General features: G+C 65.6%; 25 protein-coding genes. 11 read left to right on the top strand and 14 right to left on the bottom strand.

Annotated features, from left to right (window positions below):
- The 7 genes from fmt to ruvB form a co-directional block, all read right to left on the bottom strand.
- Complete coding sequence (gene fmt / locus HKW67_RS11860) at positions 1-966, bottom strand: methionyl-tRNA formyltransferase (RefSeq protein ID WP_171225583.1); 966 nt, start codon at positions 964-966, stop codon at positions 1-3.
- Positions 967-984: 18 nt separating this feature from the next.
- A complete protein-coding gene (gene def / locus HKW67_RS11855) occupies positions 985-1551 on the bottom strand; it encodes a peptide deformylase (RefSeq protein WP_171225582.1) in 567 nt (188 codons plus the stop codon).
- A 7-nt stretch (positions 1552-1558) separates the two neighbouring features.
- On the bottom strand, positions 1559-1909 hold the full coding sequence (yajC, locus tag HKW67_RS11850; RefSeq protein ID WP_206044398.1) for a preprotein translocase subunit YajC: 351 nt from the start codon (positions 1907-1909) through the stop codon (positions 1559-1561).
- Positions 1906-3186, bottom strand: a complete 1281-nt coding sequence (tgt, locus tag HKW67_RS11845) for a tRNA guanosine(34) transglycosylase Tgt (RefSeq protein ID WP_230981005.1) — start codon at positions 3184-3186, stop codon at positions 1906-1908. The genes yajC and tgt overlap by 4 nt, the downstream gene beginning before the upstream one ends.
- A gap of 72 nt (positions 3187-3258) precedes the next feature.
- Complete coding sequence (gene queA, locus HKW67_RS11840; protein WP_171225581.1) at positions 3259-4320, bottom strand: tRNA preQ1(34) S-adenosylmethionine ribosyltransferase-isomerase QueA; 1062 nt, start codon at positions 4318-4320, stop codon at positions 3259-3261.
- 71 nt (positions 4321-4391) lie between these two features.
- Positions 4392-6641: a GWxTD domain-containing protein gene (locus HKW67_RS11835; RefSeq protein ID WP_171225580.1), complete on the bottom strand. Its 2250-nt coding sequence runs from the start codon at positions 6639-6641 to the stop codon at positions 4392-4394.
- Between the two features lie 12 nt (positions 6642-6653).
- Positions 6654-7682: a Holliday junction branch migration DNA helicase RuvB gene (gene ruvB, locus HKW67_RS11830; RefSeq protein WP_171225579.1), complete on the bottom strand. Its 1029-nt coding sequence runs from the start codon at positions 7680-7682 to the stop codon at positions 6654-6656.
- A gap of 180 nt (positions 7683-7862) precedes the next feature.
- Here ruvB and HKW67_RS11825 point away from each other — a divergent pair, with 180 nt between their 5' ends.
- The 5 genes from HKW67_RS11825 to HKW67_RS11805 are packed head-to-tail and all read left to right on the top strand — an operon-like array spanning position 7863 to position 12534.
- On the top strand, positions 7863-8417 hold the full coding sequence (locus HKW67_RS11825; protein WP_171225578.1) for a DUF3299 domain-containing protein: 555 nt from the start codon (positions 7863-7865) through the stop codon (positions 8415-8417).
- Positions 8414-9160 (top strand): ABC transporter ATP-binding protein, encoded by a 747-nt coding sequence (locus HKW67_RS11820; protein ID WP_171225577.1) that lies wholly within the window; start codon positions 8414-8416, stop codon positions 9158-9160. The genes HKW67_RS11825 and HKW67_RS11820 overlap by 4 nt, the downstream gene beginning before the upstream one ends.
- A 39-nt stretch (positions 9161-9199) precedes the next feature.
- Positions 9200-10042, top strand: coding sequence for an ABC transporter permease (locus HKW67_RS11815; RefSeq protein ID WP_171225576.1), 843 nt, complete (start codon positions 9200-9202; stop codon positions 10040-10042).
- Complete coding sequence (locus tag HKW67_RS11810) at positions 10012-10851, top strand: ABC transporter permease (protein ID WP_171225575.1); 840 nt, start codon at positions 10012-10014, stop codon at positions 10849-10851. The genes HKW67_RS11815 and HKW67_RS11810 overlap by 31 nt, the downstream gene beginning before the upstream one ends.
- A 45-nt stretch (positions 10852-10896) precedes the next feature.
- Positions 10897-12534, top strand: coding sequence for a M28 family peptidase (locus tag HKW67_RS11805; protein ID WP_171225574.1), 1638 nt, complete (start codon positions 10897-10899; stop codon positions 12532-12534).
- 131 nt (positions 12535-12665) lie between these two features.
- Here HKW67_RS11805 and ruvA read toward each other — a convergent pair whose 3' ends face one another.
- The 5 genes from ruvA to HKW67_RS11780 form a co-directional block, all read right to left on the bottom strand.
- On the bottom strand, positions 12666-13262 hold the full coding sequence (ruvA, locus tag HKW67_RS11800; RefSeq protein ID WP_171225573.1) for a Holliday junction branch migration protein RuvA: 597 nt from the start codon (positions 13260-13262) through the stop codon (positions 12666-12668).
- Positions 13259-13795 (bottom strand): crossover junction endodeoxyribonuclease RuvC, encoded by a 537-nt coding sequence (ruvC, locus tag HKW67_RS11795; RefSeq protein ID WP_171225572.1) that lies wholly within the window; start codon positions 13793-13795, stop codon positions 13259-13261. Before ruvC ends, ruvA begins: the two co-directional genes overlap by 4 nt.
- The gene (locus HKW67_RS11790; RefSeq protein WP_171225571.1) at positions 13792-14535 is read right to left on the bottom strand and encodes a YebC/PmpR family DNA-binding transcriptional regulator; all 744 of its coding nucleotides are present in this window, start codon (positions 14533-14535) and stop codon (positions 13792-13794) included. Before HKW67_RS11790 ends, ruvC begins: the two co-directional genes overlap by 4 nt.
- A gap of 517 nt (positions 14536-15052) precedes the next feature.
- Positions 15053-15892: a DnaB-like helicase C-terminal domain-containing protein gene (locus HKW67_RS11785; protein ID WP_171225570.1), complete on the bottom strand. Its 840-nt coding sequence runs from the start codon at positions 15890-15892 to the stop codon at positions 15053-15055.
- Positions 15889-16284 (bottom strand): hypothetical protein, encoded by a 396-nt coding sequence (locus tag HKW67_RS11780; protein WP_171225569.1) that lies wholly within the window; start codon positions 16282-16284, stop codon positions 15889-15891. Before HKW67_RS11780 ends, HKW67_RS11785 begins: the two co-directional genes overlap by 4 nt.
- Before the next feature lie 109 nt (positions 16285-16393).
- Here HKW67_RS11780 and porX point away from each other — a divergent pair, with 109 nt between their 5' ends.
- From porX to HKW67_RS11750, 6 genes are all read left to right on the top strand, one after another.
- Positions 16394-17947 (top strand): T9SS response regulator signal transducer PorX, encoded by a 1554-nt coding sequence (gene porX / locus HKW67_RS11775; RefSeq protein WP_171225568.1) that lies wholly within the window; start codon positions 16394-16396, stop codon positions 17945-17947.
- Positions 17944-19764, top strand: coding sequence for an ABC transporter ATP-binding protein (locus HKW67_RS11770; protein WP_171225567.1), 1821 nt, complete (start codon positions 17944-17946; stop codon positions 19762-19764). Before porX ends, HKW67_RS11770 begins: the two co-directional genes overlap by 4 nt.
- Before the next feature lie 3 nt (positions 19765-19767).
- Positions 19768-20844, top strand: coding sequence for a glycosyltransferase (locus HKW67_RS11765; protein WP_171225566.1), 1077 nt, complete (start codon positions 19768-19770; stop codon positions 20842-20844).
- Positions 20845-20846: 2 nt separating this feature from the next.
- Positions 20847-21731, top strand: a complete 885-nt coding sequence (locus tag HKW67_RS11760) for an ABC transporter permease (RefSeq protein WP_171227639.1) — start codon at positions 20847-20849, stop codon at positions 21729-21731.
- A gap of 48 nt (positions 21732-21779) precedes the next feature.
- On the top strand, positions 21780-22931 hold the full coding sequence (locus HKW67_RS11755; protein WP_171225565.1) for an aminotransferase class V-fold PLP-dependent enzyme: 1152 nt from the start codon (positions 21780-21782) through the stop codon (positions 22929-22931).
- An 87-nt stretch (positions 22932-23018) separates the two neighbouring features.
- Positions 23019-23774: a GNAT family N-acetyltransferase gene (locus HKW67_RS11750; RefSeq protein WP_171225564.1), complete on the top strand. Its 756-nt coding sequence runs from the start codon at positions 23019-23021 to the stop codon at positions 23772-23774.
- A gap of 121 nt (positions 23775-23895) precedes the next feature.
- Here the strand turns inward: HKW67_RS11750 and ilvD are convergent, their stop codons facing one another.
- Both ilvD and tyrS read right to left on the bottom strand, forming a co-directional pair.
- Positions 23896-25605, bottom strand: a complete 1710-nt coding sequence (gene ilvD / locus HKW67_RS11745) for a dihydroxy-acid dehydratase (RefSeq protein WP_171225563.1) — start codon at positions 25603-25605, stop codon at positions 23896-23898.
- 45 nt (positions 25606-25650) lie between these two features.
- Entirely contained in the window at positions 25651-26955 is a 1305-nt protein-coding gene (gene tyrS, locus HKW67_RS11740; RefSeq protein ID WP_171225562.1) for a tyrosine--tRNA ligase, read from the bottom strand.
- Positions 26956-26994 lie beyond the last annotated feature (39 nt).

The following is a 26994-nucleotide window of genomic DNA, read 5'->3' as shown; positions in this document are numbered from 1 at the left end:
TCACGCGGGCTCGAGCAGATCGCCGACTGACACACCGCGACCGCGTGCCAGGGAGGCAGCGGTCATGCGCGGCTTGCCGCTGGGTTGGACATCCATGAATCGTACGGCGCCTTCGCCGCAGCGGACCAACAGTCCGTCGTCGTTTGCTGAACGCACCGTGCCCGGCGGGCTCGCCAATGTGGGCTCGTCGAGATCGTCGTTCGTGCCGTCGCCGACGACGCGCACGCTGAACAGCTTCGTCTCCACACCGCGGAGGGTGGCGAACGCCCCCGGGCGTGGATCGAAGGCGCGCGTTACACGGGACACGCGCTCGGCCGACCAGGTGAAATCAAGACGCGCCATATCGCGATCGATCTTCGAGGCGTAGGTCGACTGCGTGTCGTCCTGTGCGATCGGCTGCATGATCTGCGCATCGATCATGGCCAATGCCTGGACGATGGCCAGGGCCCCGAGTTCGGAGAGCCGATCGTGCAGCTCACCGTACGTCTCGTCGGATCCGATCGGCGTGCGCAGCACATGCAGCATGTCGCCGGCGTCGAGCGCGGGCACCATCTGCATGATCGTGATCCCCGTTTCCGACATGCCTTCGAGAATGGCGGCCTGAATGGGGGCCGCCCCGCGCAGGGCGGGCAGGATCGAGCCGTGAATGTTGATCGTGCCGAGCGCCGGCAGATCGATCACGGCCTTGGGCAGGATGCATCCGTAGGCGACCACGACCGACAGATCCGGGGCGAGCGCGCGCATGGCGTCGAGGAACTCGTCGCCCCGTGGCTTCTCGGGCTGAAGCACGGGGATGCCCTCCTCGAGCGCGACACGTTTGACCGGCGACGGGTCGAGCTGCGTGCGCGACCGGCCGCGCGGCTTGTCGGGCTGCGTGACGACGCCGACCACGTCGTGTCCTTCGCCAATCAGCGCGCGGAGCGGCGGAACGGCGAAGTCGGGAGTGCCCCAGAAGAGAATGCGCACGGGTGGGGCGGTCTCCGGTTATGTCTTCGAGTCGGATGTCGTGGCGTCGCGCTCTTTCGGCAGATCGCCGACTGGGAGCACGCGCAGGAGCTTCGGGTACTTGGCCTTCTCGTACTCCCACTCGCGCATCGCGGCGCGACGCTTGAGCAGACTGAGACGGTCGGTGAACAACCGGCCGTGCAAGTGGTCGATTTCGTGCTGCAGGCACCGTCCCAGCAGTTCGGTGCCCTCCACTTCGTACCAGATGCCGTCGATGTCCTGCGCTCGCACGATCACGCGCGAGAACCGGTCCACGTCGGCGTACACTTCGGGAATCGAGAGACAGCCTTCCTCGCCGCGCACCGAGCCTTCCTTCAGGATGATCTCGGGGTTGATGACGACGAGCCGCGCGTCGTCCACCTCGACAACCGCCAGCCGTTCACGCCGTCCGACCTGCGGCGCCGCGAGTCCGACGCCCTTGGCCTTGTCCATCGTGTCGAACATGTCGTCCACGAGCCGCCGCAACTCCGGCGTGAACTGCTCGACCCGTTCCGTCTCCTGGCGGAGGATCGGCGAACCCAGGACGTGAATATCGAGCAACGACACGGATACCTCAGGCCGCCGGGGTGGAGGAGCCGACGCGCGAAATGCGGCCACGCTCGACGATCACCTTCGACTCACCCGTCTTGATGGTGATGCGGTCTTCCATGCTGGCCGCACCATCCTTGTTAACTGGATTGATGTGCACGACTTCGCCCACCAAGCCGCCGGCGGTAACGATCTCGTCGCCCTTCTTGAGCGCCTGCACGAGCTCGTTGTGCGCCTTCCGCTGCCGCTGCTGCGGGCGGATGAGCACGAAGTAGAAGATCGCGAAGATCGCGCCATACATGAAAATCATGGAAGCGATCTGACTGCTGCCACCCAACTGCAGGGCGGCGAAGCTGGCAAGGACGGAGAAGCTCATGAAGACGTCGATCGTGAGTGATAGCGGGCGAGCCAGTCACGGCTCCAGCCCTGGAACGTGCCGGCCTGAACAGCGGCGCGTGCGTCGCGCATCAGCGCAACAAGGAAATGTACATTGTGGAGGCTGAGGAGGCGCAGTCCGAGGATCTCTTCCGACACGAACAGGTGCCGGATGTAGGCCTTGGAGAAGCGGCTGCAGGCCGCGCAGCTGCACTCGTCGTCCAGCGGCCCCGGGTCGAGGCGCCAGGCGGCGTTCTTGATGCTGCGGCGGCCCGTGGTCGTGAAAAAGGCTCCCGTCCGCCCCATGCGTGTCGGCGCGACGCAGTCGAACAGGTCGACCCCGCGGGCCACCCCTTCCACCAGGTCCTCCGGGAAGCCGACACCCATGAGATAGCGGGGACGGTCCGTTGGGAGCGCCTCGTTGACCACGTCGAGCATGGCGTACATGTCGGGCTTGGCCTCGCCCACCGATAGCCCGCCGATGCCGAGGCCAACCCAGTCGGCGGCATCGCGGATGGCCGTGGCCGATTCCCGTCGCAGATCGGCGTGAATACCGCCCTGCACGATGGGGAAGAGGGCCTGAACCGGGGTCGGAGCGTCGGGATCTTCCCGCATGAGCCGGTCGAACTCTACCCGGCAGCGCTCCAGCCACCGGATGCTGCGTTCCATCGCGACGCGGGCCAGCCCCGCCTCCGTCTGGCCTGGCACCACGTGATCGAACTGCATGATCACGTCGGCGCCCAGGTTGCGCTCGATGCGCATGACGGATTCCGGCGTGAACTGCTGCAGCGACCCATCCAGGTGGCTGCGGAATTCGACGCCCTGTTCGTTGATGGTGCGCAGTCCTTCCAGCGAGAACACCTGAAAGCCACCGGAATCGGTAAGGATCGGGCCGTCCCAGTGCATGAAGCGATGCAAGCCGCCCATGGTGCGGATCATCTCGTCGCCTGGCCGCAGGCGTAGGTGATACGCGTTGGCCAGGATCATCGTGGCGCCGAGGCGATGCAGATCCTCGGGATCGAGCGCTTTCACCGACGCCAGCGTGCCCACGGGCATGAACTGCGGCGTGTTCATCACGCCATGCGGCGTCGTGAACTGGCCGGCGCGGGCGAGGCCGTCGGTGGCGTCGAGTTCGAAGGAGAACGGAGCGGTCACTAAGGGGCTTCGCGGGAGGTCGGGGACGTCGGATTGGGCGTAGAACTGATCACGCAGGGAACGCAGAGGCGCAGAGCACGCAGAGAACCGCGAAAGCAAAAATAAAAAAGAGAGCCACCCCAAAGGGGTATCCCTCTGCGTTCTCTGCGTGCTCTGCGCCTCTGCGTAATCAGTTCACCACGGGCATCTGGAAGCCTACACGACAACCATCGCGTCGCCGTACGAATAGAACCGGTAGTTCTCGGCCACGGCCGTCCGGTACGCCTGCATCGTGAGGTCGTAGCCGGCAAAGGCGGCCACCAGCATGATGAGCGTGGACTTCGGCAGGTGGAAATTGGTGACCAGCTTGTCGATGCCGCGGATCGTGGCGGGTGGGCGCAGGAAGATGTTCGTCTCGCCGCTGAACGGGTGCAGCACGCCATGCACATCGGTGGCCGTTTCGAGCGTGCGTACCGTGGTCGTGCCGATCGCCCACACGCGATTGCCGCGGGCCCGCACGGCATTCAACTGCTGCGCCGTATCGCTGGTGACTTCACACCATTCTTCGTGCATCACGTGCTGCGACGGGTCTTCGTCGCTGACGGGACGGAAGGTGCCCGCCCCCACGTGCAGGACGACGTGCGCCATTTCGACACCGCGCGCGCGCAACGTGTCGAGCAGATCAGGGGTGAAATGCAGACCGGCCGTTGGGGCCGCGACCGACCCGACCGTTTCGGCGTACACCGTCTGGTAACGGGCGATGTCGCCCGATTCGTCGGCGCGCTCGATATAGGGCGGCAGCGGTACATGCCCGTACCGCTCGATCGTACCGGCCACGTCGCCGTTGGTGTGCAGACGCACGATGCGCGTGCGACGCGGCGTCGTGTCCACGATCTCGACACGGAAGTCGGGGGCGATCGTGACCACGCGACCCGGCCGCAGCTTGCCGCCCGGGTGAATCATCGCTTCGTAGTGATCGCCGTTGACCGGGCGAAGCAACAGGATTTCCGCCGGGCCGCCGCTCTCCCGATGCCCAAGCAGTCGCGCGCGAAACACCTTGGTGGTGTTCACCACAATCGCGTCACCCGCCGGAATCAGTTCGGCGATGTCGCGGAACGTGCGATGGGCCACGCTGCCGTCGCGCCGGTCGACCACGAGCAGACGGCTCGCATCGCGCGGCTCGACGGGACGCTGCGCGATGCGCTCCTCGGGGAGCTCGTAGTCATAATCGGAGGTGCGGGTTCCCTGCTGGGGAATCGCGTCGATGGAGTCAGGCATTGCAGTCATGGAAGCGCAGAAAGACAATCGAATCGGCGCTTGAGCGCAACAGTCCAGACCGTTTTGGTGCGTCAGCGTATCCGGAATTCCGTATTACGAGCCGTTTTCTTCTGATTGGCGAGGTCGGTGACTTCGACGCGCATGCGGTAGCCGCCGGATGGAGCCTGCGTCATATCGAGCGACAGGTATTCCACCAGCACCGGCAGCGCGCCGCCCTGCCGATCGAAGGAGATCGTGAAGCGATCGCGGGACTGCTGCGCGCGTCCCACGGCCCGACCGAGATTGTCGAGCACGCGCAGTGTGAATCCGGCCACGCCGTCGCGATCCGCACGCTCCACGGTGATCGCCACGCGGTACTTCGTCTGCCCGTCCTTCGGGACCAGATCGTACATCTCCCAGAGCAGTCCGAGCGAGCTGCCGCGCGCGTAGCTGCCCACGCTCGGCGTGATAGCGATGTCGCGCCAACGCGAAGGCGTGACGACACCACTGCGGAGTTCCGGCTTGTTGCCGAGCAGCACGTCGCTCATGCCGAAGCCGACGTTCGTGGCCGGGTCGAGCCGCGCCATCGCGCGGGCGCCGCGTTTGCTGTCGCCTTGGAGCGCTTCGACGCGCACCACATTGATGCCGGGGCCAAGCCGTCGCGACCACAAGCGCCCGAGCGACCCTGCGCTGCTGTCGCGTGCGAAGGTGAGCTGATCCGATTCCATCCCCCGCACGCGAACGAACTGATCGAAGACGCGCAGGTCGATGTCGACGGGCACGCGCTCGAGGACGTTTCCGCGCACCAGCGAATCGATCGGTACCAACGCGGCGATGAGCGCGTCGGTCGAGTCGGCACCCGACCGGAACCGGGCGATGCGCATCGGAATCGTATCGAGCAGTCGTGTCACCGGTACGTTGGCGAACGACACCGGCGCGACGTCGTTCAGCCGCTCCACGTAATCGCGGTCGAACAACGCGAGACGTCCCGTAGCGTAACCGGGCTTCAGGTCGAAGAAGAACGTGAAGCTGTTGGTGTAATCCCAGAACAGCGTCACTTCTCCGTCCAGCCGTTGGCGGCCGTCCGTGGTGCTGCCGGGAATCGTCATCTCAAAATCGGGTGGACCGTACCGCACGTACACATCGCCCCGATCGGTATCGGCGCCGCGCAGGTTCAGATCGTCGACCGTCCACCGGAAATCGGCGTATACCACGCGCGCGAGGAACTCGAGGCGGAATTCATTCTCCTGGGTGAGCGCCAGCGGGTCGCTCATCATCCAGAACATCGCCTCCAACCCCTCGCGCTGCGACGACGGCAACCTCGCCCAGCTGGCCGAGTCAGCGACTTGCTCTGTTCCTTTCAAGTTCGCGCGCGGCCGCGGGCGCATGATGCGCACCAGATTCTTCAATCGATTCGCCTCGTTGTCGTCCATCAGCGCGAAGGCGCTATCGAAGGCGATCGTGGCGCCTTTCTCGTTGGCGAGCCGGTGGTACGCGAGTCCGAGGGCCAGCTGCGACTGAAAGTCGAGCGGGAACTGTCGTGCGCGCATCGACGCAACCGTGACCACATCGGTCCAGCGTTTGCGCTCCACGTACGCCATGTACAGGTGGCGGCTGTACATCAGATTACTTGAATCAGCCCCGACGGCGCGCGAGAAGAGATCGAGCGCCTCGGCATGATCCGCGTCGCCGGTGGGCGGCTCGATCTTGTTGGCAATCGTATTGACATAGTCACGGGCAAGCCGGCGTTCCATGCCACTTGGAACGACAATCTTCGAGAAGCCGGTTGGCAGACCGCGATTGGCCTGCGCATCGTAGCGCCGCCACGCGCCCATCCCCGCCATGTCGGCGGCCTCGGCCAGCATGACCTTGTCATTTACGCGCTCAGCCGCCGTCATGACTTCGCGCGCCTGACCGGTCGACGCGAAACGCATGGTCGAGACACCAGACTGCAGATTGAACCGACTCAGACTGAGCCAGAAGCGCCCACTGTCGGGGGCGAGCTTCGTGGCGAGCCGCAGCGAGGTGTCGGCCGCAATCAGCATGCGGATCTTCTTCTGATCCTTCATGATGTCAGGATTGCGAGCGCTGCGGGCCTGATTCCACAACAGCAAGCCGAGCTGATGCCACGACGCCGCGTCACGCTTGTCGCGGCGAACGGCTGAATCGAGCAAAGCGACGGCTCTGGCCGTATCGCCGATCGCGGCAACGGAGTCGGCGATCTGCGCGATCGATTGCCGTGTGGGCTGCGGTGCCATCGGCTGCGCCGCCAGCGTGACGGGCAGAAGCAATACGAGTGCAAGCCGAGTGGCTCGCACCGACGTGCCAAACATTGTGATCATTTTGCGGAGAGCTTAGAACAGGGTGGGTTGTTCGAAAGCACCAATGGGCGGAACATAGCCAAGATGGCGATATGCATGGGCCGTGGCAACGCGGCCGCGCGGCGTGCGCTGCAGAAAGCCATGCTGAACCAGAAACGGTTCATATACCTCTTCAATCGTGCCAGGATCCTCGCCAATCGCCGCGGCGATCGTGCCGAGCCCGACCGGCCCACCGTCGAACTTCTCGATGATCGACTTGAGAAGGCGCGCATCCATGTCGTCGAGTCCGAAATGGTCGACGTTATTGAGCTCGAGCGCGGCCTGCGCGACCTCGAGCGTAATGCGGCCGTCGGCGCACACCTGTGCGTAATCGCGCACGCGACGCAGCAACCGGTTCGCTACGCGCGGCGTGCCGCGCGAACGCTTGGCGATTTCGTGCGCGCCGAGCGGGTCCATCTCCACCTTGAGCACTTCGCCCGTACGGCGCACGATCACTTCGAGTTCGTCGACCGGATAGAAGCCCAGCTGCTGCACGATGCCGAAGCGCGCGCGGAGCGGTGCGGTCAGCATGCCGAGTCGCGTCGTGGCGCCGACCAACGTGAACTTCTCGATGTTCATCGTCACGGTCTGCGCCTTGGGACCATCGGACAGCCGGATGTCGATCCGGTAGTCCTCCATCGCCGGATAGAGAAACTCCTCGATGATCGGACGCATGCGGTGGATTTCGTCGATGAACAGCACATCGCCCTCACGCAGATTGGTGAGGGGGCCGACGAGATCGGCCGGCTTCTCGAGCGCAGGGCCGGAGGTGGTGGTGAGATTCACCCCGAGTTCGCGGGCCATCAGGTCGGCGAGCGTGGTCTTCCCGAGCCCCGGCGGTCCGAAGAACAGGGTGTGGTCGAGCGGTTCCTTGCGTGCGCGGGCCGCCGCGATGGCGATGCCGAGGCTGTCCTTGACCTTTTTCTGGCCGATGAACTCGACCAGGCGTTGGGGGCGAAGCGACAACTCGACGACGCTCTCGTCGGCCAGGGCTTCCGGCGTGGTGATCTCGGCGCGGCTCATGAGGCGGAATATACCGTGTCGACTGGGCACGAGCCGCCGCGCTTGGGGTACTTTCAGGAACGGCGGCAGCGCTCGCGCGTTCGCTTCCTTCAGCGTTCCCGCCCGGATTGCGTAAATTTCCGGGAGTGACCCGCGACGTCGTCGCGTCGGCTCCCGTTCGTCCTGCTCCCAGGATTCGCCATGCTCCGCCGTTCACCTGTGCTTTCGCTGGCTGGAATCTCCGTCGTGCTGTTGGCTACGACGGCGTTTACCACGCCCGCCCGCTCCACGCCGCCTGTCCGCGTCGCGGCCGCTCCTGTCGTGTCCAAGGCGCCGACGGCCCCGAAGGCTGAAGCGAAAGCTTCGCCGAAGGCGCTCGTCGAAGAGGCGGTGAATATCGACTGGCGCGTGCTGGCCGGCCTCGACTACACGAACGGTAAGTCGACCGACACGCTCAAGAAGCTCGAGGGCAAGCTGGTCCGGATTCCGGGCTTCGTTGTGCCGCTCGACGACTTCCAGGAAGAGGGCGCTGAGTTCCTGCTGGTGCCGTACTACGGCGCCTGCGTGCACACGCCGCCGCCGCCGCCGAACCAGATCGTCATGGTGGAGATGGGTGGCAAGAAGGCCGTCAAGCTCAACCTGTTCGACGCCGTGTGGATGTCGGGACGTCTCAAGATCGCCTCGGTCGAGAGCCCGTACGGCACCGTGGGCTACCAGCTGGAAGGACTCAAGGTCGAACCCTACTCGTCGAAATGAGTGAAGGTGCCCCCGTGGCAGCTCCCGCCGGTTCCGCAGTGATCGGGACGCCGGCGGTGGAGCTGTCCGCGTTGCGATTTTCGTACAAGAAGGGACGCGACGTGCTGGCCATCGACTCATTGGCGATCGCCCGCGGCGAGACGGTGTTTCTGCACGGGCCGAGTGGCAGTGGCAAGACCACGCTCCTCGGCCTTCTTGCGGGTGTGCTGCAGGCGACCAGCGGCAGCGTGCGCATTCTGGGTCAGGATTTCTCGACCATGTCGGGCGGCGCGCGAGACGCGTTCCGGGCGAGGCATCTGGGCTACGTGTTCCAGATGTTCAACCTCATTCCGTATCTCCCGGTGCGGGAGAACATCCTGCTACCGGTGCGACTCGAGCCGGCGCGACTCGCGCGCCTGGGCGGACGTTCGCTCGACGACGCCGTGCGCGATATCGCGTCGCAACTCGATATCGAACAGTATCTCGATTCGCCGATCGCGGAGCTGAGCGTGGGGCAACAGCAGCGCGTCGCGGCGGCCCGCGCTTTGATGGGCAGTCCCGAGGTGGTGATCGCCGACGAGCCCACGAGCGCGCTCGACACTGATCGACGTGAACGCTTCCTCAAGCTGCTGTTCGCATCCTGTGAAAAAGCCAAGGCCACGCTCGTGTTCGTGAGCCACGATCACACGCTGATGCCGCTGTTCTCTCGCACGGTGGAACTGATGGAGATCAATCGGGCGGCGAAAGTCGGGGCCGACGCATGACTGCATCACGCGTGAGTGGATCACGATGAGTGACTCACGATGATGTTGCTGCGTTTGGCGCTGACGTCGCTGCGCAGCCGTTTGCTCACGACGTCGCTGACGGTCGCATCGATCGCGCTCAGCGTGACGTTGTTGGTCGGCATCGAAAATGTGCGGGCTGGGGTGCGCGACAGTTTCGCCGGCACGATTCGCGGCGTTGACCTGATCGTCGGCGCGCGCGGCGGCACGCTGCAGGTGTTGCTCAGTGCGGTGTTCGGCATCGGCTCGCCCTCCGGATCGGTAAAGCTGTCCACGATGGAGCGGTGGAAGGCGCATCCCGCCGTGAAGTGGGTGGTGCCATACTCCCTCGGCGACAGTCATCGCGGCTTCCGGGTAGTCGGCACCACGCCCGAGTTCTACGAGCGCTATCGGTTCCGCAAGGATGGCCGGATCGTCTTCGTGTCCGGACGCGCCGCCGTCGCGGATACGGAAGTGGTGATCGGCAGCGACGTGGCGGAGAAGCTGGGCTACACGATCGGTACGCCGGTGGTGGTGGTGCACGGGCTCCGCGATATCGGTACGTCGAGTCATGAGGCGCACCCGTTCCATGTGGTCGGGATTCTGGGTCGCACGTTCACGCCGATCGATCGGTCGGTGTACGTGACGCTCGGCGGGATCGAGGCGATGCATGAGCCTGAGACTGGCGTTGCTGGGTCGTCGATGGCGTCGGCGGAGGGAGCAGGAGGGAGGGTGTCAGGGCGGGGGGGGGGGGGGGGGGACGGCGCAACAGCAAACGCGCGACGACGCCGGGTGCGGCAAAAAGCGCGAAGGCGGCGGCGATCATTGCGGCGAACAAACAGCGGGCGGCGGCGATGGCACCGCCTGCTGGGACGCCGATGGTGATGCCGGGGGCGGAGCCGCCACCGGGGACGCCGATGGTGATGCCGGGCGCGAGTCCGCCGCCGGGGACGCCGCTGGTGTTGCCGGGCGCGAGTCCTCCGCCGGGGACGCCGTTGGTGGTGCCGGGGGCGGAGCCGCCACCGAGTGCGATGCCGGAGGTGAAGGCGGCCGCGGTGGTGCAAAAGGCGGCGGAGCGGAAGGCCACGGCGCCTGCCGACAAGGAGTCGGTCGCGGCTGAACCGGCGCATGATCACGGTGACGATCAGATCACGGCGTTCTTTGTCGGGACCAAGAACCGGTTCGAAGCGCTGATGTTGCAGCGTGAGATGAACACCGACTTGGTGGAGCCGCTCACGGCGGTGATTCCCGGTGTGGCGCTTGGCGAGTTGTGGCAGAACATCGGCAGCGCCGAAGTCGGTCTGCGCGTGATCGCGATTTTCGCTGTGGCGATCGGCCTCACCGGGATGCTCGTCGCGCTTTACTCGTCGCTCGAAGCGCGGCGTCGCGAGATGGCGATTCTGCGCGCGGTGGGCGCTGGGCCGCGCATGATCATCTCGCTGCTCGTGCTCGAGAGTGGGCTGCTGGCGTTCCTTGGCTGCATCATCGGCGTGGCTGCTGTGTACATCGGCCTGTTCGTGGCGCAGGGGCCGATCGAACAGCGCTTCGGGTTGCATCTCGCGCTGCACCCGCTCCGCTCAACGGAATGGACCTATCTCGCCGTTGTCATGGGTGCGGGCCTCGTCATCGGCTTTGTGCCGGCGTGGAAGGCGTATCGCACGTCGCTCGTGGATGGATTGAGTCCGCGGGCCTGACGCGCCGCTCCGCACCTCGTTTCTCACCGAACACCAGAACTTCAGATGCGTTCATACTCTGTCTTCGCGCTGCTCCTGGCCGCGTCGGCGTCCGCCACGTCGTCGGCGTCCGCGCAGCCCGGTCGCGGGCCCGCACCGGTCGCCAAGAACATTCAGGCGTTGCCCGTTGATCCGGCGCCGTCGTACGTGCGGAAGGAAGCGCCCACCGATCCCGTCATGCTGAAGCTGTGGGAAGAAGGGATGCAGCGGTCGCAGGCCGGCACGCTGGCGCAGCAGCTCCTCGATTCCGTGGGCCCACGCCTGACCGGCTCGCCGAATATGAATCGCGCGCAGGATTGGCTGTTGGCCACCTACAAGCAGTTCGGCGTGACGGCGCGCAAGGAACAGTACGGCACGTGGAACTCGTGGAAGCGTGGGGCCGCGTTCGCGCAGCTCACGGCGCCGCGCGTGAAGGCGCTCGAGATCAACATGCTGTCGTGGAGCGGCAATACGGCGGGCAAGTGGGCCGATGGCGACGTCGTGGTGGTGAAGCCCTATCAGTCGCCCGAGGAGTTCACGGCGTGGCTGCCGAGTGTGAAGGGCAAGATCGTGCTGGCGTCGGCGCCACGTCTTACTTGCCGTCCGGCGTCGCAGCTCGCCGAGTTCGCCATGCCGAGCACGCAGGCGTCGCTCGACTCGATGCAGCGCGATTTGTCGGCCACGTATCAGGGCGTGACGCAGCGCGTGCCGACGTTCTACAGCGACCTCAAGGCGGCCGGTGCGGTGGCCGTGTTCGAGTCGAACTACTCGCAGTATCCGGGCGTGAATAAGATCTTCGGATCGCCGCGCAATGCCGCGCTCCCCACGTTCGACGTGGGCTGCGAAGACTACGGCATGCTGTTCCGCCTCGCGCAGAACAAGCAGGGCCCCAAGGTGCGCGTGATGGCCGAATCGGAAGCGCTCGGCGAGAAGCCGGTGTTCAACGTGATCGCCGAGATCAAGGGCGCGACGAAGCCCGACGAGTACGTGGTCCTGTCAGCGCACTTCGATAGCTGGGAAGGGCACTCGGGCGCGACCGACAACGCGACGGGCTCGATCACCATGATGGAAGCGCTGCGCATTCTGCATGCGGTGTATCCGAAGCCGTCGCGCACGATTCTGGTCGGTCACTGGAGCGGAGAGGAGCAGGGGTTGAACGGCTCCGGCTCGTTCACGGCCGACCATCCCGAAGTGATCAAGGGACTGCAGTTCGCCTTCAATCAGGACAACGGCACGGGCCGCGTGGTGAGCACGGGCCCAGGACTGCATCCGGAAAATGGACCGCGCCTGGCGCAGTACATGAGCCAGATGCCGTCCCAGCTCACGAAGTACATCCGGCTCTCGGGCCCGTCGGGTATCGGCGCCGGATCAGACGATGCGTCGTTCCGCTGCTGGGGCGCACCGGCGGTCGGACTCGGCGCGCTGAACTGGGACTACAGCAACAGCACGTGGCACACGAACCGCGACTCGTTCGACAAAATCATTGTCGATGATCTGAAGCACAACGCGACGCTCACCGCGATGTTCGTGTATCTCGCGAGCGAAGACGCCGAGAAGAGCTCGCGCGTGCTGGTCGATCCGATTCCCGGTGGCCGCCCGGGGCAGGTGATCACGGTGCCGAGTTGTGGGAAGCCGCTGCGGGATGCGACTCAATACCGGCGGTAAGCCACTGGCACTCACGTGAGTTTGAAGTTGTGAGTCGAAGTTTCGAGTCGTGAGTTTGCACTCAGAACTTCAAACTTTCACTCACAACTCCATACTCACGTGAGTGTCCGCCGTCGCGCACCGACCACGCCTCACTTCGCAGTCAAGCGACTTAAGGCCGCCCTCACCACCGCCCCGACATCCCCACCGGCCCCGCCATCCACCACCGCCCGCACGGCGCGATCGGCTTCCAGCTGGTTGTAGCCGAGCGCAATGAGCGCTCGGATGGCGTCATCGGCGATTGGGCTCTTCGCGGCGCCGGCGGCCGCGGGCGCCGAGCCCACGGTGTCCATCTTGTCGGCCAGGTCGAGAATGATCTGCTCGGCCTTCTTCCGACCCACGCGCGGCACGCGCATGAGGGTCGTGATGTCTTTCTCGCGCAGTGCACGGACCACGCGCTCGGGCGTGAGCGATGACAGAATGCCGAGCGCGAGTGCCGGGCCGACGCCCTTGGCCACGAGCAGTCGCTGAAAGACGGCGCGGTCGTAGCGATCGGAGAAGCCGTACAGGTGCCACGCGTCTTCGCGCACGGCAAGGTGCGTATGCAGCGTAATCGCTCCGCCTTCCTGCGGTAACGACTCGAAGACCGAGAGCGGAATGAGGCACTCGTAGCCCACACCACCCGCCGTCAGAATTTCTACGCGATCGAGTTCGCGATGGACGAGCGTGCCGGATACCAGTGCGATCATTTCACGAGCTTGGAGAGAGGAATACGCATCGGCGGAAGCTCGGGGAGCTTCGGTCGCGACGACGTGAGACAGGCGCAGAGCGCGGCGGCCACGCCATCGGCAGCGTCGGCGGGCTGCGGGGCACTCTTGAGACGCAGCAGGCGCGCCACCATGAACTGCACCTGCTCTTTCGTAGCGGCGCCGGTGCCGGTGATCGCCTTCTTGATCTCGGCGGGCGGGTACTCGCAGATCGTGAGGGCGGCCTTCTGCGCGGCGAGAAGAATCACGCCGCGCGCGTGGCCGAGGACGATCGTCGTGCGCACATTCTTGGCGTAGAACACGTCTTCGACCGACATCGTGTCGGGACGGTGCCGCGCGAGGATCTCCTCGACGCCTTCGTGAATCTCCAGTAGACGCTGGGGCAGCGGGTCATTCGCGGTCGTGCGGATGACGCCGCACTCCACGAGGGTGGCGATGCGGCCGTCGTACGCGACCACACCGTACCCCGTGACGGCGGTGCCCGGATCGATCCCGAGCACCAGCGACGGACTCACGCCTCGGCCATCGCGTCGTCGTCCATCTCGAAGTTCGCGTCGACCTTCTGCACGTCGTCGAGCTCTTCGAGCGCTTCGAGCAGTTTCATGAGCTGGTCGGCCGCCGCGCCTTCCACCTTGACGGTGCTCTTGGGCACCCACGCCAGTTCGGCATCGGCCACTTTGTACTTCTTCGACTCGAGCCCTTCCTTCGTCGCGTGCAGCGTACCGGGCTCGGTGGTGATCGTAAACTCGGTATCGTCGCGCACCACGTCGTCCGCGCCGGCCTCGAGCGCGGCCTCGATGAGCGTGTCTTCGTTCACGCCCTCGGCCGACACCGACATCTGCCCCTTCCGCTCGAACAGATAGGCCACCGAGTTGCTGGAGCCCATGTTGCCATGGTTGCGCGACAGCTTGTGCCGCACATCGGCCACGGTGCGCGTGGGGTTGTCGGTCACCGCCTGAATCATGATCGCGACGCCGCCCGGGCCGTAGGCCTCGTAGAGCACTTCGACGTAGTCCACCCCTTCCAGTTCGCCCGTGCCCTTCTTGATGGCGCGGTCGATGTTGTCCTTGGGCATCGACACGGCTTTTGCGTTGTCGATGGCGGTGCGCAGGCGAGGATTGCCGCCCGGATCACCCCCGCCAAGCTTGGCGGCCATGGTGATTTCGCGGATCAGTCGCGTGAAGAGCGCTCCGCGCTTGTTGTCGGTGGCTGCCTTCGCGCGCTTGATCGTCTTCCATTTGCTATGTCCTGCCATCGCCCTGCCCCGTGAATGCGGATATGGGTGTTGCCAAATCGATGTCGGGGAAAATAATGCCGAGAGGGGGTGGGGTGTTGAAATGCCGCCCTGCTGGGTGGGCTGGTTCCCGTTACGGAAAACCCAAAACCCACCACCCAGTACCTCAAACCCCAAGCCAACAGCTCACAGCGGCTGTGGGCTATGGGCTGGGGGTTTTGGGTCGTGGGTTTTGGGTTGTGGGTTTTTGAATTCTGGTCTTCTGTCCTAGTTACCCACCACCCACCACCCAGTACCTCAAACCCCAAGCCAACAGCTCACAGGCGCTGTGGGCTATGGGCTGGGGGCTCGAGGTAATGGGTTCTGGGTTGTGGGTTCTTGAATTCTGGTCTTCTGAGCTGGTGACCCACCACCCACCACCCAGTACCTCAAACCTCAAGCCAACAGCTCACAGCCGCTGTGGGCTACGAGCTGGGGGCTCGAGGTAATGGGTTCTGGGTTGTGGGTCAAAAAGGGCGGGGAGGCTACCTCCGCCTCTTCACTCCTCGAGTACATCCTCGAACCGGCTGTACCGCTGGTCGAAATACAGATCGATGTATCCTCTCGCCCCATCCCGGTTCTTCAGCAGTAGCAACTCCGCAGCTCCGGACACCCCGAGATCGGCCTCGTACAGCTCTTCGCGATACAGCCCCCATACCAGATCGGCGTGGGTCCCGATCGCTCCGCCCAATCCGAAATCCGTGAGACGGGGACGGCGATCGTGGCGCACGCGATCCAACTGCGGCAGGTGTGTCGTCAGCAATACCGCCACATTGCGTCGCAGCGCGAGTCGCTTGAGCGACAGCACCGCGAACCCGAGTGCTTCGTCGCGACCCGAATCGCGATCCAGCAGGCATTCCAGCGGATCGACCACCACCAACGAGGCGTCGGGCGTCGCTTCTACCGCACGATCGATGGCGGCCATGGTGCCGGACGTGATCGTTTCGATGACCGGCGCCCGGTCGCGTAGCGTAACCGCGACGGTGGCGAGCCGGGCGCGTTCTTCCTCGCTGACGACGCCAAGGCGCATCGATTCCAGCGGTACCTTCGCCCCCATCGCGAGGGCGCGCTCGTAGGCGCGTTCGGCCTGCATTTCACCGGTGAGCAGCAACGCACGAGGGGACACGCGCAAGGCGATGGCGAGGCCAAGAGCGGAGCAGCCGGCGCTGTCGTCTCCGCCGACGACGATCAGGTCGCCGCGGCGCATCCCACCGCCGATGGCGCGATCGATCGACGGGAATCGGGTGGGGACGAGACCCGGGTCGACATCACCGACGCTGGCCCGGTCGAGGCGCGCCACGACGCGGGTCAGCGGCGAGATATCGGTGCGGTGGGTCATGAGCCCGCGAGCAGGCGCGCGAGCTTCTCGAGTTCCTGTACCGAGGGGCCGTCGAGATGCGTGCCGGCGGCTGCGACGAGGCTGCGGATCGCACCCGCCACCTGCAGCGAGGTGCCGGTCGTGGACTCGACGCAGCGGGCAAACGGAACGCGCGTCGTCGCCGGGAGCGCGAGTGAGGCCAGCCACACCTTGGCAGCGGCCGCGCGGGTGACCCGCTCACCGGTATGGAGCGCGTCGCCGGTCATCACGCCCTGCGCCAACCGGGCGGTCATGAGTGCGGCCAGGGCCACCTCACGTCCGCCACCCAGCGGCAGGCGTCCGGCCAGCGACGCGAGAGCAGGGAACGGGAAGCGGAGCGGTTCGAGCGCGTAGGGAAGGGATTCAGCGTGCACGGTCCGAATGTAACGCGTCCGATTGCGTCCGGCGCGGCGCGGCGCGGTAGCCGGGGCGACCCCGCTGGACCGTAGTCCCGCCGCTCAGGTACCTTACTAGATGGCGCTGATGGCAAAAACGATTCTCTGGGTGGACGACGAAGCGGAGCTTCTCGAGCCGCATCGACTCCTGCTCGGAGACAAGGGCTATCGCGTCGAGACGGCGACGAACGCGGACGACGCGCTCGAGCTGCTGCGACGTCGCCCGTACGATCTGGTGCTGCTCGACGAGCAGATGCCCGGTACCCGCGGACTCGATGCCTACAAGGACATCCGCGAGATGCTGCCGACCATGCCCGTCGTGATGGTCACCAAGAGCGAAGAGGACGCGACGCTCAAGGAAGCGATCGGCGTGAACATCCGCGATTACCTCGTGAAGCCGGTCACCCCGCGACAGGTGCTGACAGTCGTCACGCGCATCCTCGAAGGTCCGCTGATTCGCTCGCAGGCGTTGGCCCGCGCGTTCGTGGAACGGTTCCGTGCCATCGAGTCCGAGCGCTACGCGGGGCTCGACTGGCGCGGCTGGATCGAGCGCTTCGCGGAGCTCATGCAGTGGGACGTCGATCTCGCCGCGGCCGGCGAGCTGGGGCTGCACGAGTCGTTGCGCGGGCTGTATCCCGACATGCATCGCGAGTTCGCCACGTTCATGCGCACCGAGTATCCGCGCTGGCTCCGTGAGCTCGAAGGCGACCGTCCGCCACTGTCGGTAGACGTTGTCACCGAATTCGTGATGCCGGTCTTGGCGCGTGATCGCAAGGCGATCTTCGTGGTCATCGACTGCCTACGGGTCGATCAGTGGCGCGTGCTGGAGCCGCTACTGGCTCCGCTGTACGATGTGGAAACCACGCACTACTACTCGATTCTCCCGACCGCCACACCGTACGCGCGCAACGCGCTGTTCAGCGGGCTCTTCCCTGGGGAAATCGCCGCGCGCTTCCCCGACTGGTGGGGCGAGAAGGACGACGAAACGCTCAATATGCACGAGCGCGATTTGCTGGTGGCGCATCTCGAGGAGCTCAAGGTTCAGGCTCCTGTGCGCTATCACAAGATCACAACCGCCGCCGACTCCGACGACCTCGAGCGCCACCTGCCGGGCGCCATCGCCGGCGAAGGTATTCATGCGTTCGTGTTCAATTTCGTGGACATGCTCACGCACGGCCGCAGCGAATCGATGATTCTGTTCGAAGTCGCGCGTGACGAGATCGCCTTGCGTGCCATCACCAAGCAGTGGTTCGAGCGGTCGTCGCTGTTCACACTGCTGAAGGAAGCGTCGCGCCGGAATATTTCAGTGGTCATCACCAGCGATCATGGCGCGCTGCACTGTAATTCGCCGGCCACCGTGTTCGCCAAGCGCGATGCCACGGCCAACCTGCGCTACAAGTTCGGCGAGGATCTACGGGCCGAACGTCCCGAGCAGGCGTTGCTGTTCACGAATCCCGATGACCTGCGCTTGCCGCATCGTGGCCCCGGCAACAACACGCTGATGGCCGCCGGTGACACGTTCTTCGTGTATCCCACCAAGCTGCGCGAATACCAGAGCCGGTATCGTGGATCATTCCTGCACGGTGGTGTGACGCCGGAGGAGTGCATCCTGCCGGTTGCGCTGCTCACGCCCAAGCGATGAGCGCGCCTGCGGGATTGTGGGGACGGCTGTGGGGCTTCGTGCGCCCGCATCGCTCGAAGCTGGTGGGTGTGGTGTCGCTCAACCTGCTCGCCGCCGTATTCGACGTCTTCTCGTTCACGCTGCTGATTCCGTTTCTGAACGCGCTATTCGAGCAGCCGCAGCTGATTCCGGGCAACAAGGTCGTGTCGGCCATTCTTGGCACGACGATCGGCTTTTTGCTCGATCCCGCCGATCAGATGGGATCGCTGCGCAACGTGATCGTGCTGGTGTTGCTGGCCGTCACGCTCAAGAACGTGTTGGTGTGGTTGAGTGGGCAGATCGGCGCGCAGTTGCAGGAGTTCGTGGTGCGAGATTTGCGCGATGCGCTGTATGCGCATCTGCTGCGCTTGCCCATGAGCTGGTTCACCGCCAACAAGGTGGGCCAGGTGATCTCCCGCATGCTCACAGACACCACGAACGCCAAGGCCGTCGTCACTGAATTGGTGACCCGGTCGATCTGGAGTACCGCACAGGTGGTGTCCACCATCGCGATCATGTTCGCCGTGTCGTGGAAGTTGTCGCTGGCGTCGCTGGTGGTCGTGCCGCTCACGGTGCTCTCGCTGCAACCCGTGCTGCGCAAATTGCGCAAAGGCCATCGCCGCATGGGCAATGAGCAGGGCGAGATCACCAGCATGGTGCAGGAAGTGGTGAGCGGCATCCGTCTCATCAAATCCTACGGCGCCGAGGTGCGCGAAGAGCAGCGTTTCGTGACGCGTAATGCGGCGTTCGCCAAGGGCTACGTGCGCATCGGTCGACTCGCGCTGATGTCGGGCCCGGTCACGGAAACGCTCGGTGCCGTGATGGCCGTGGCGATTCTCTGGTTCGGTGCGCGGCTCGTGCTGGTCGAGAAGTCGCTCGACGGCGCGCTGCTGGTGACGTTCCTGATCTGGGTGATGCGCCTGTTGCAGCCGCTCAAGCAGCTGTCGCAGGTACCGGCGGCGGCGCAGCAGTCGCTGGCCAGCGCCGAGCGGATTTTCGAGGTGCTCGACTCGCCCACGGAGACGGCGGCAGATCGCGGCACCATCACCGTGCCGACGTTTGCGACCTCGCTCGAGTTCGAGCACGTGACGTTTGCGTATGGCGACGATGCGCCGGCGTTGTCCGATGTGTCGTTCTCGGCGCGAAAGGGTGAAGTCGTCGCCCTCGTGGGCGCGAGTGGCGCCGGTAAGAGCACACTGATCGACCTGTTGCCTCGCTTTCTCGAACCCACCAGAGGCCGTATCACGCTCGACGGTGTCGACCTGCGCCACATCACGCTCGACGCGTTGCGTTCGCTCACGGGTATCGTGAGCCAGGACACCGTGCTCTTCAACGACACCGTGCGCGCCAACGTCGCCTTTGGCCGCACGCAGGTCACGCAGGCGCAGCTCGACGCCGCGGCTCGCGCGGCCAATGCGCTGTCGTTCATTCAGGAACTGCCCGAAGGCTGGGATACCAACCTCGGCGAGCGCGGATCACGCTTGTCGGGCGGGCAGCGTCAGCGCCTGGCCATCGCGCGGGCGCTCCTGTCCGACCCGCCAATTCTCATTCTCGACGAGGCCACTTCGGCACTCGATGTGGAAAGCGAGCGGCTGGTGCAGGAGGCAATCGACCGTCTGCTCGAAGGGCGCACGGTGTTCGTGATCGCCCATCGCCTGGCCACGATCCAGCACGCCGATCGCATTCTCGTGCTCGAGCGCGGGCAGCTGGTGGAGCAGGGTACGCATGCCGATCTGCTGGAACGGAATGGCGCGTACGCGCGTCTGCATGCCTTGCAGTTCAATCGCGGTAGCGAGTGATCCGTGCGTGTTCTCATTCTCACCACGGCGGCGTCGTGGACGCCTGACGTTCGCCTGCCGATCACGCTGGGCGCGGAGCTCGCGGCCCGCGGTGACATCGTGACCGTGGCGTGCCTGAGTCACGGCGCGCTGGAGCGCTCCGTCGAAGCCACCTTCCCGCGCTTGCCGGTGCGCGGCATTACGGGTCAGGGCGCCTTTGCGCGTATTCGCAGTGCACGCGGGATCGTGGCCGCGCTGCGCCCCGATGCGGTGTTGGTGCAGAGTGAACCCGATGCCCTTTTGGCCGCGCTGGCCACCGGGCGCCGTGGTGGAGTGGTCCGACGGTGGGCCGTCGGTGAGGATGCACCCGATCGGCATCCTGCCGCGCGCACGTGGCGTACGCGATTGGCCGGCTCGCGCACGCGCCTCACGTCGTGGGGTCGCGATCCGATCGCGGTGAGTTGGCCGGGGCCGTCGTCACCGCACCTGCGTGGCGATACGCCAGCCGGTGAGACCGTTCCCACTGCGTTGTGGATCGTGCCGCCGGCCGAGCACGACGAGCGTACCGCCGTGGCACTACGGGCCGCGGCGAGGCTGGTGGGTCGGCATCCGTCGCTGCGCATCGTGCTGCTCGGCGATCTTGCGGCGTTGCAGTCCACGCGGGTGCATGCAGCCTCGCTCGGGCTCACCGCCTTCGTGCAGATTGCGCCGCTCGAGGCGCTGCTGCTGGCTGACGACGTTGAGGCCGCGGCCGTGTGGATCACCGCCGACGGCGACGAGGGCGCCATCGCTACCATCGCCGCCATGCAGCGTGGCATTCCCGTCGTCGTGCCGTCCGCGCTGTCGTTTGCGTCGATCGTTGCATCGCGTATCACCGGCTTCGTAACGTCGGATGCCGATGTCCCGGCCATCGTCGCCGAGCTGGCCCGGTTGATGTCGGACCGCCATGAGTACGACGCGATGGGCGATGCCGCGAGGGCGCGCGCATCGAGACAGCACGACTGGCAGCGGTTCGTGGACGATGCAGCCGAGGTGCTGTCTAGGGCCTCCGGTTCGCGCGTGGCGTCGGCTGCGATCCGTGCCTCACTGAGCACGGCGTGAGCATGACGCCCGCCATCGGAAGCGAAGCGGCCAATGCGTCGGGAAATGCCGCGTGGACGCGCCTGCGCGACGATCGTCGGGCCCGTCTCGGGTTTGGCGTGATCGCACTGTTGATTGTGGCAGCGCTGCTAGCGCCGCTCATCGACGGCGCCGATCCCATACAGATCGACCTCCGCAACGCGCTGCAGAAGCCGAGTGGCGCGCACTGGCTTGGCACCGACGCGCAGGGACGCGATGTCTGGTCGCGGTTGGTGCATGGTGCCCGCATTTCGCTGCTGGTCGGACTCGCGTCACAGGGGATTTCGCTGTCGATCGGTCTCGTGCTTGGGCTTGTCGCGGGATATCGCGGTAAGTGGACGGAAGAGATCATCATGCGGCTGGCCGACGTCACGCTCGCGTTTCCGTCGTTGTTGCTGCTGATCGCAATGGCGGCGGCGTTCGAACCCTCGCTCACCGTGGTGTGCACCGTGATCGGCGTCGTGGGCTGGGCCGGTATGGCGCGATTGGTGCGCGGGCAGGTGCTGGTAGTGCGTGAACTGGAGTACGTGCAGGCCATGCGGGCACTCGGGGCACGCGACCGCCGGATCCTGCTGCGCCATGTGCTGCCGAATGTGATTGCGCCGGTCGTGATCGCGGCCACGCTTGGCATCGCCGGCGCGATCATGGCGGAAGCGGCGTTGTCGTTCCTGGGCCTCGGTGTGCAGCCGCCCACGCCGAGCTGGGGCGCGATGATCGCCGATGGCCGTGATCTCTCGCAGCTGCGCAATGCGCCGTGGACGAGTCTCGCACCGGGCCTGGCAATCGGTGTCGCGGTGCTCGGTTTCAATCTGCTCGGCGATGCCTTGCGCGACGCGCTCGATCCGCGCGGCGCCCGTCGCATGCCGTAAACCGATGTCTCCTCTCTCCCGAACGCGGACGTTTCCGCTGAGCCGATCATGACTGCATCACTCGACGTCGCAGCGCTTCGCGCCCGTGAATACGCCTGGATGGCCAATGATCCGGCGATTTTCCTGAATGCCGCCAGCGTGGGGCCGATGCCGGCGGCGGCGGTGGAGGTGGCGAATACGTGGAGCCGCATGCGGGCGCAGCCGCACTCGCTGCCGTTCCAGTGGATGCAGCACGCCGCCTCGACGGCGCGCGCGCAGTTCGCCGCGTTGGTCGGTGCCGACGCCGACGAAATCGCCCTCATGCCCAACACGACCTACGGGCTCAATCTCGCGGCGCGCGCGTTGCCGTTGCGGCCCGGCACGATCCTCACCTTCGACGGGGAGTTTCCGAGCTGCGTGTATCCCTTTCAGGCACTAGGATCGCGCGGTATCAATCTCGATCTGATCCCGCGGACGCACGGACTCCCGGATGAAGACGCGCTGGTCGCCGCCATCGCGCGCCCAGACGTGGTGGCCGTGGTGGTCTCCTGGGTGCAGTTCGCTACCGGGTATGTCGCCGATCTCGCCCGTATCGGTGCCGCCTGCCGTGAGCGCGGCGTGTTCTTTATCGTGGACGGTATTCAGGGGTGCGGTGTGCGCCCGATCGATCTGCACGCGTTGCCGATCGACATCTTCTCCAGCGGCGCCCAAAAGTGGCAGCTCAGCCCGTGGGGAACCGGATTCGTCTACGTGCGTCGCGAGCTGCTGACGGCCATTGATCCGATCGACGTGGGATGGGCCTGCATGAAGTCGTCCACCGACTACACCCGTCTCACCGACTACGACTACGACTTCTTCGACGATGCGCGGCGCTTCGAGGTCGTTACGCTGGCGTATCACGACTTTGCGGTAGCCAACGCCTCGACCCGGATCCTGCTCGACCTCGGGGTGGACGCGGTGTCGGCGCACATCACGTCACTCGGCACGCGGATCGTCGAGTGGGCGCAGTCCCGCTCCGATGTTCGTTTGGTGACGCCGGCGGACCCTGCTCGCCGGGCCGGGGTGATCTCGTTCGCCTCCGAGTCGCTGGGCGCGATGGCCAGTCGGCTCAGCGCGGCGCACGTGACCCATACCGTCCGGGAAGGCGCGATCCGCCTGTCGCCGCACTGCTACAACAGCGCCGCGGAGATTGAGCAGGTGCTCAAAATTCTTGACAATTGAAAACTGCCTATTGGACTCTGAGTCCGAACCTGTCATGTTTTTGATACGATGTCGAACTCCTCGAACGACCTACGGTCCTCACTCGCCATGCGCAGCGTTGCGGACGCGCTGCGGTCCTGTGCGATGCCGCTCGGATGTCCGGTCGGCTTTCTCGAGCGTCATCGGGTCGCGACCGTCCAGCGACTCGGCGACGACCAGCCGGTCGTTCGGACGTTCGTGCGTGACGAGGTCGGCCTGGTATCCATCCCCTGCCGGGATGAGATCGACCTCGGCCTCGATCCGGCTGAAGTCCAGGAGCTGATCGCCATCACGCGCCTCGAGGCCTCGCCCGGTTCGGTGATCGAACTGAGGTCGGCGCGACTGACGGTGAGCGAGGATCCCGCTGCCGTCGAAGTGCTCGACGAGTGCACGATCGCGCCGGTGCCGAGGGTCGCGGGCATGCTGGTGTTCGATCCTCGCCGCGACGTACTCGACATGCTCCGCCACGATGTGTCGCCGTTGGAGTGGAACGAAGGCGGCGGCAACCTCGACTCGCCCCATCGCGTCGGCGCGCTTCAGGGCGGCGTGCTGGTGGCGTTGGCTTCCGTCGATGCGCCGCAAGGACGGTTGGCGCGCGTCCGCGTCCTGGTGTCGCCGCAGCACAGGCGTATGGGCTACGGCCGCGCCGTGCTTCACGCCCTCGTGCGCCAGGTGCTGAAGCAGGGCTTCATTCCCGTCGTGCGTCTCGCCATGGGTGATCTGGCCGCGCGCGCCCTCGCCAGCACCGTCGGATTCGTGGCGTTCGCGCGTTCGTTGACGCTGCACGTCACGCGGGTGGATGCGGTGACGCCGGCGGAAACGTGAAACTGCCAAAAGCTTAGGAAGCAGGAAGGAGGGTATCAGGGTGGAGGATGCAGGGAAACGGCGATGTCCTGCCCCCTCCTTCCTGACGTCCTCCTCCCTGCTACCTAAGCGGTTGGCAGTTTCAGCTGTCCATATAATTGTGCGTCTCCGCCGCCCCGCCGGGATGCACCACGGCGCCGTATCGCGCCGGACTCACCGTCTGCGCGTAGCGCCAGATTGCACCGGACTGGAAGTTGTGCCGCCGTGGCTCCCACGCGGCGCGGCGCGCGGCGAGCTCCTCATCGGAGAGCCGCACCGACATCGTGCCCGCGTTCGCATCGATGTCGATGATATCGCCGTCGCGCAGCAGGCCGATCGGGCCACCTAGCGCCGCCTCGGGGCCTACGTGGCCGATACACAGGCCGCGCGTGGCGCCGCTGAAACGACCGTCGGTGATGAGCGCGACTTTGTCGCCCATATCCTGTCCGTAAATCGCCGACGTGGTGGATAGCATCTCGCGCATGCCCGGTCCGCCGCGCGGGCCTTCGTAGCGAATGATGATCACGTCGCCGGCCTCGTAGCGGCGTTCGGTTACGGCGGCGAACGCGTCTTCTTCACTGTCGAACACGCGCGCCGGGCCGCTGAACAGGCGCGTGTGCAGTCCGGCCACTTTCACGATCGCACCATCGGGCGCGAGGTTGCCGCGCATGCCGACCAGACCGCCGGTCATGGAGATCGCGCGCGACACGGGCATCACAACATCCTGCCCCTCGGGCAGCACGACGTCGGCCAGGTTCTCGGCCAACGTGCGGCCCGTCACCGTGATGCAGTCGCCGTGCAGATAGCCGCCATCGAGCAGCGCCTTGAGGATGATCGACACACCGCCGATTTCGTGCACGTCCTTCGCGAGGTACTTGCCGCCCGGCTTGAGGTCGGCCAGAAGCGGGGTGCGCGCGAAAACTTCGGCCACATCGAACAGGTCGAACGCGATCCCGGCTTCGTGCGCCAGCGCTGGTAGATGCAACGTGGCGTTCGTGCTGCCGCCCGTGGCGGCCACCACGGCGGCCGCATTCTCGAGCGACTTGCGCGTGACAATCTCTCGCGGGCGCGGACCATCGCGCAGTAGACGCATCACCGCTTCGCCGGCGCGTTCGGCATACACATCGCGCGACTCCAGCACCGCCGGCGGACTGGCCGACCCGGGCAGCGCGAGTCCGATTGCTTCCGACACGTACGCCATGCTGTTGGCCGTGTACTGTCCGCCGCAGGAGCCGGCGCCGGGGCAGGCCACTTTCTCGAGTGCCGTAAGCTCCTCGAGCGTCATCTTGCCGGCCGAGTGCTTGCCCACGCCTTCGAAGACATCGAGTACGGTGACATCACGACCCTGATAGCGCCCCGGCATGATCGAGCCGCCGTACAGGAACACCGACGGCACGTCGAGACGCACCATCGCCATCATGAGGCCCGGCAGCGCCTTGTCGCAGCCACCGATGGCCACCAGCGCGTCGTAGGTGTGCCCGCGCACCGTAAGCTCGACCGAGTCGGCAATCGTTTCGCGACTGACCAGTGACGACTTCATGCCGGCGTGCCCCATCGCGATGCCGTCGGTCACGGTGATCGTGGTGAATTCACGCGGCGTACCACCCGCCGCCTTGACGCCACGCTTGGCGGCGTCGGCCTGACGGCGCAGCGAGATGTTGCACGGTGCCGCCTCGTTCCAGCTGGAGACGACACCGACGATCGGCTGCGCGATCTGTGCTTCGTCGAGGCCCATCGCGTAGTAGTACGAGCGATGCGGCGCGCGCTCGGGGCCTACGGTCGTGTGACGACTCGGGAGCTTCGACTTGTCCATGCGGTTGGGTACCCGGAGGGGTGGAGACCTGCCAGACGGACGCGATTACGGGACCTGCACCAACCCGAATTCGCGTGCGCCCTTCTTGAGCAGCAGATGACGGCCGCGCAGCAAGCGGTCTTCACCGATCAGACGATCGGCGGCCGAGAGCTTCGTGCCGTTGATGCTGACGCCACCCTGCTCGAGCAGCCGCTTGGCTGCCCCGCGCGATGCCGCGATGCCGAGTGCTGTCAGACACTCGTATACGTCGATGCCCTCGGAAAGCGCTGGCCCGTTCGCCGGCCCACCGTCGGCCGGGGCCGCGTACGTCGCGAAGGGAATCTCGAGGCGCAGCGCTTCGAGCGCGGCGTCGGACAGCCCCTGCGGGTCGGCCTTTTCGAACAGCAGTGCTGACACTTCCTGCGCCACTCGCGCCGCTTCGGCCCCGTGCACGCGCGTGGTCACTTCCGTGGCCAACGCACGCTGCGCCTCGCGCTTCTCGGGAGTGGCGCGCACCGACTGATCGAGCGCTTCGATGGTGGCGCGGTCCAACAGCGTGAAGAAGCGCAGGTACCGTGACACGTCGCGGTCGTCGGCGCCGATCCAGAACTGATAGAACTTGTAGGGCGACGTGCGTGCCGGATCGAGCCACACCGACCCGCCGCCGGTGCTCTTGCCGAACTTGGAGCCGTCGGCGTTGGTGATCAGCGGGAAGGTGAGCGCGTTGGCGTCGCCGTTGGTGGTACGGCGGATCAGCTCGAGACCGGCCGTGATGTTGCCCCACTGATCGCTGCCGCCGATCTGCAGCGTGACGCCCTCGCGCTGATGCAGCTCGAGGAAGTCGTGGGCCTGCAGCAACATGTACGAGAACTCCGTGAACGACAGCCCGCTTTCCAGGCGCGACTTCACGGAGTCCTTCGCCAGCATGTAATTGATCGAGAAGTGCTTGCCCGTGTCGCGCAAGAAGTCGAGCAGCGACAACTTGGTGAGCCAGTCGGCGTTGTTCACCAGCTTGGCGGCGTTGGGCCCCTCGAAGTCGAGGAACTTGGCCAGCTGCAGCCGGATCGCCTCGGCGTTTTCGGCAATCGTTTCCAACGACTGGAGCGTGCGTTCGCTGCTCCGACCGCTGGGATCTCCGATCATGCCCGTGCCACCGCCCACCAACGCGATGGGGCGATGGCCAGCCCTTTGCAGATGGACCAGTCCCATGACCGGGACGAGATTGCCCACGTGCAGGCTGGACGCCGTGGGGTCGAATCCGCAGTAGCCGGTGACCTGGCCCGCCGCGAAGGCGGCCGGAAGGCCCTCGGTGTGCTGGAACAGGAGCTCGCGCCAGGCGAGTTCGGAAATCGGGGCTGATGGCTCGGACATTCTCACAAGTTATCGCGGGTCCGGCTCTTGGCGCGCCCC

This window comes from Gemmatimonas groenlandica, from assembly GCF_013004105.1.
Taxonomy (GTDB): domain Bacteria; phylum Gemmatimonadota; class Gemmatimonadetes; order Gemmatimonadales; family Gemmatimonadaceae; genus Gemmatimonas; species Gemmatimonas groenlandica.
This window is presented reverse-complemented; position numbering and strand designations above follow the sequence as displayed.